Source organism: Salinisphaera sp. S4-8 (assembly GCF_040361235.1).
GTDB lineage: Bacteria > Pseudomonadota > Gammaproteobacteria > Nevskiales > Salinisphaeraceae > Salinisphaera.
Genome location: NZ_APNF01000027.1, coordinates 1 through 3,753 on the forward strand (window position 1 = coordinate 1; position 3,753 = coordinate 3,753).

The 3,753-nt window shown below is 60.8% G+C and carries 3 protein-coding genes and 2 pseudogenes; 4 read left to right on the plus strand and 1 reads right to left on the minus strand.

Annotated features, from left to right (window positions below):
- Positions 1 to 317, plus strand: a 317-nt coding sequence (locus S4A8_RS19025) for a type 1 glutamine amidotransferase family protein (RefSeq protein WP_502950762.1), incomplete at its 5' end; no start/stop codon positions are given.
- A gap of 73 nt (positions 318 to 390) precedes the next feature.
- Here the strand turns inward: S4A8_RS19025 and S4A8_RS19030 are convergent.
- A complete protein-coding gene (locus S4A8_RS19030) occupies positions 391 to 1,410 on the minus strand; it encodes an IS3 family transposase (RefSeq protein WP_502950763.1) in 1,020 nt (339 codons plus the stop codon).
- Between the two features lie 296 nt (positions 1,411 to 1,706).
- Here S4A8_RS19030 and S4A8_RS19040 point away from each other — a divergent pair, with 296 nt between their 5' ends.
- The 3 genes and pseudogenes from S4A8_RS19040 to S4A8_RS19050 form a co-directional block, all read left to right on the plus strand.
- On the plus strand, positions 1,707 to 2,708 hold the full coding sequence (locus S4A8_RS19040; RefSeq protein WP_353221321.1) for a formate/nitrite transporter family protein: 1,002 nt from the start codon (positions 1,707 to 1,709) through the stop codon (positions 2,706 to 2,708).
- A 190-nt stretch (positions 2,709 to 2,898) separates the two neighbouring features.
- Positions 2,899 to 3,465 (plus strand): annotated as a pseudogene (locus S4A8_RS19045) (type 1 glutamine amidotransferase domain-containing protein).
- Positions 3,466 to 3,579: 114 nt separating this feature from the next.
- Positions 3,580 to 3,753, plus strand: a pseudogene (locus S4A8_RS19050) (type 1 glutamine amidotransferase domain-containing protein); the annotation flags it as partial.

The following is a 3,753-nucleotide window of genomic DNA, read 5'->3' on the forward strand; positions in this document are numbered from 1 at the left end:
TTTGCCACGCTCCCGGCGTGCTGCGTAAAACCAAAGACGCCAACGGCGCGCCATTGGTCAAAGGCAAATCCGTGACCGGGTTTGCCAACAGCGAGGAACAAGGCGCAGGCCTGACCGACGTGGTGCCGTTTCTGGTCGAGGATTCACTCAAGGACAATGGCGGGCACTATTCCAAGGGCGAAGACTGGGCGCCGCACGTCGTCACCGAAAACAATCTGATTACCGGCCAGAATCCGGCGTCCTCGGCGGACACGGCGCAAGCGCTGCTCGAGCAGGTCCGTCAGGCCGCCGGCGCCCGCGACACGGCGGCTGAATAAAAGGGAATAAAAGGGAATAAAAGGGAATAAAAGGGGTCAGACTGAGCTAGCCCGGCTCCCACGGACAGATAAATCAAGCCACGGCTTGATGCGTTTCTTCCATCTCTAACGGCGTTCGGTAGCCTAGCGTTTGATGGATTCGCTGGCGATTGTAGAACACCGCGATGTACTCGAAGATCGCCGTTCGAGCCGCTTGGCGGCTCGCGAACACGCGGCGATCAACGAGTTCGAACTTCAGCGTTGCAAAGAAGCTCTCGGCAACGGCATTGTCCCAGCAGTCGCCCTTTCTCGACATGCTCGAGACCATGCCGAGTTCGGCCAGTCGGCGACGGTACGTTGCCGCCGCATAGGTTTGCCCTCGATCGCTGTGGTGGATCAGGCCGTGCTTGGGCTGACGCTCGTCGACCGCCATCTCCAGCGCTTCGCGCACGAGCGCGGTGTTGTTGCGTGTCGACATGGACCAGCCGACCACCGATCGTGCGTAAAGATCGATCACCACCGCCAGATAAAGCCAGCCTTCGCGGGTCGCGATGAAGGTGACATCGCGCACCCAGGCCTGGTTCGGAGAGGCCGTACGAAACCGCCGACGCAAGACGTTGGGTGCATGGCCTAGATCGGGTCGTGAATGCGTGGTCGCGATAAACCGGCGACGCCGACGCGCCAGAATGCCGTGGTCCCGGTGCAGCCGAGCGACGCGATGCTTGCCGCAAGGGACGCCCGCCTTGTTCAACGCTCGCCAGGTTTTGAGATAGCCATAGGCTTGGCGGTTCTGCTCGTGCGCTTGGCGCATATGCGTCAACAGCGCGCGATCGCGTTCTTGATAGGCGGCCGGCGGCCGCATCTTCCATGCGTAATAACCGGAACGGCTTGCCTGTAGCACCCGGCACATCAGGCTGACCGAATGCTGGCGTTGCTGCGAAGCGATAAAGGCGTACTTCATGGCAGCTCCCTGGCGAAGTGCGCCGCCGCTCTTTTTAAGATGGCGTTCTCTTCTTCGAGCTGCGCTAGCCGTTTCTTCAGATCCGCGACTTCGGAGCGCTGATCCGCTGCGGCGTTTCGGCCGGGCCCGCGAAACGCCTTGTCTTGCCTTTATCTCGCAGTTCGTGTTGCCGCTTGTAGAGCTGGTTACGCATCACGCCCAGTTCGCGTGCCACGTCGGCTGCGGGTTTATCGGATTGATCCAGCAGCTCGACCGCTTACAGCTTGAACTGCTTGAAGTAACGTTTTCTTGTTGCCATCGGACATCTCCTTGGGTCCATTGTCCCTTCTGGTTGATGTCCGTGAAAGCTGGGCCGCTCCAACCTGCCCCCATTTTCCGGGTAAGGAATTGCCTCGTTTTGGGCGGCTAGCAGGGATGGAATTGTCGGCACGAGCTGATATCGTAAGGTCATGACCGACACGCGACACTCTGACCGGCCGTCGAAGGTACGATCCGAAAAACAGCCGATCGAAGTGCGCGAGCGCGACAGCGCGGCATCAGGCGCACCTATCGCTGGGTGGGCGACAGGCGACCGGTTCTCATGGGAGGAAATCCATCAACGCTTGTTGGCGGGCGCCGACGAGGAAGTCGCGGAAAAAACCCGAGTACTGTTCTTCAGCGGCCTGACCGCGGGTTTCGCGATAACCTTGACATTTCTCGGCCTTACTACGGGATTGGCAGCCTTCCCGGACAATCCGTTCCTGGCTTCGCTGCTTTATCCGATCGGTTTTCTCTATATCGTGCTAGGGCGGTACCAGCTCTATACAGAGAACACGCTGCCGCCCGTCAAGCTGGTGCTGACCAGGTTAGCGAGCCTGCCGCTGCTGCTCAGGCTGTGGGCGATTGTGCTGACATCCAACATACTCGGCGCCATGTTCGGCGCCTTTATCCTGTCAGAGGCCGGGGTCGTTTCCGAGGCCGGGGGTGACGCAGCGGCAACCTTGCTGGAGCACAGCTTGGCGACGAGCTGGTGGTCGGTGTTCTTCAAGGCCTTTTTCGCTGGCTGGCTTGTCGCCGGCGTCGTCTGGCTCAGCTTCGCGGCACGGGACACGATCTCGCGCGTGCTGATCATCTACTTCGTCTTCTTCACCATTACCGCAACAGGCCTCTACCACATCATCTCTTCGACCTGCGAGGTGTTCTTCCTCTACTTCCGCAGCGGGATCGATCTCGGCGCCGCTGCCTGGGGACTTCTGCTCCCCGTGGGTCTGGGCAACACAATAGGCGGCGTTGTCGCCTTCTCGCTGGTTGGCTATGTGCAATCCGAACAGCATCGCTACCCAGAGGTCCGCGTGCTGAGCTTGAGGGATATGTTGTTCAGCTGGAAAGGCGGGCGGCCTTTCGGAACACCACGCCCGCGGACACCGCACACCGAGCAATCCACCGGTGAGGTAGACAGAGACACCTCCTAGGTGCGTCGACCCGCGGCGGCCGCAGGTGAGGGCGCCGCCCCATTGATCACGCGGCTCTCAGCTGGGTGCTTGTAAGCGGGAGGTGTCTTGAAAGCGAAGATAAAAGGGGCGAGGTAAAAGGGGTCAGACCCGAATGGCACTCATACCCCCTTAACGGGGGAAAACATTGATATCCAGTTAGGAGCATACGATGTCCAACGAACTCAACGGCAGAAAAATCGCGATACTGGCCACCGACGGCTTTGAACAGGTCGAGCTGACCGAACCGCGCCAGGCCCTCAACGACGCCGGCGCCGAGACCGTGGTGGTCGCGCCCAAGGACGGGTCGATCAAGGGCTGGAAATTCACCGATTAGGGCGACAGCGTTGACGTCGACGTGACGCTGGACAGCGCCGATGCGGGCGATTATGACGCCCTATTGCTGCCCGGCGGCGTGATGAATCCGGACAGCCTGCGCCGCGACGAATCCGCGCTGGCGTTCGTCCGCGCGTTCTTTGAAGCCGGCAAGCCGGTCGCCGCGATCTGCCATGCGCCCTGGACGCTGATCGACGCCCAGCAGGTCGCCGGCAAGCGCATGACCTCATTTCACACGCTGCAGACCGATCTGAAAAACGCCGGCGCGAACTGGGTGGACGAAGAAGTGGTCGTCGACCAGGGTCTGGTCACCAGCCGCAGCCCCGATGATATCCCGGCGTTCAACGCCAAGATGGTCGAGGAATTCGCCGAAGGCAAGCATCGCCCGTCGACCACCGGTTAGTGATCGCCAATCCGGCTTGCCGGCCCTCCAATCGAAAATCTCTGTTTACCTGATTGATGGGCCGGTGCGCGCGAGCTGCCGGAGTGTAACCCCCGACTCACCCGAGAGGATATTATGAAAATACTCATGGTTTTGACCTCGCACGACCAACTCGGCGATACCGGCAAGCCCACCGGCTTCTGGCTGGAGGAATTCGCCGCACCCTACTATGTCTTCATCGACGCTGGAGCCGAAGTGGCGCTGGCTTCACCGGCCGGCGGCCAGCCGCCGGTCGACCCGGCCAGCGAC

Bases quoted from the DNA above. Each gene is read 5' to 3' on its own strand.
- S4A8_RS19040 (WP_353221321.1), top strand. From the start codon at position 1,707: ATGACCGACACGCGACACTCTGACCGGCCGTCGAAGGTACGATCCGAA.